The 539-nt window shown below is 56.0% G+C and carries 1 pseudogene; it reads left to right on the forward strand.

Annotation, left to right across the window (positions count from 1 at the left end):
- Window positions 1–34: 34 nt before the first annotated feature.
- Window positions 35–539 (forward strand): annotated as a pseudogene (locus tag NKH13_RS35570) (calcium-binding protein); the annotation flags it as partial.

The following is a 539-nucleotide window of genomic DNA, read 5'->3' on the forward strand; positions in this document are numbered from 1 at the left end:
CGGGGCGCTATCGAATGAGACAAAGGAATATTGGATGGCAACTCTGCACTACGCATCGGGTGGATCCGCCACCGAAATCGCAACCGCCGGCTTCAATCTGGCTGACGTTCAGTATGTTTCGCTGGTCAACGCATTGCCGGATGGCATGAAGGGCCTGGTCTATCTCAATGAGCATGAGGGCGTGACCTCATCCTTCATCGAGAAAATGACCCCCTTCCTTGGCAATCCGAACGTGTTTGGGTTCTATCTTGTTGACGAGCCCGATCCCACCGGCAGGTGGGGCACCTACGCAACCGCCGAGAACCTGAAGGCGGAATCCGACTGGATCCATGAGCATTTTCCAGGCGCCAAGACCTTCATCACCATGATGAACATGGGATCCCCGACCAATCCGGATTTTACGAACACCTACAATCCGGCCAACACGCATATCGACTATTTCGGCATAGACCCGTATCCGGTGCGCACGGGAACGGACACGGTCGACTACGACATGATCGATCGAGCCGTGGCTGCAGCGGTGAAATCCGGCATCCCGG

Origin of the sequence: Mesorhizobium sp. M1348 (genome assembly GCF_040317925.1) — a bacterium.
Lineage (GTDB): Bacteria > Pseudomonadota > Alphaproteobacteria > Rhizobiales > Rhizobiaceae > Mesorhizobium.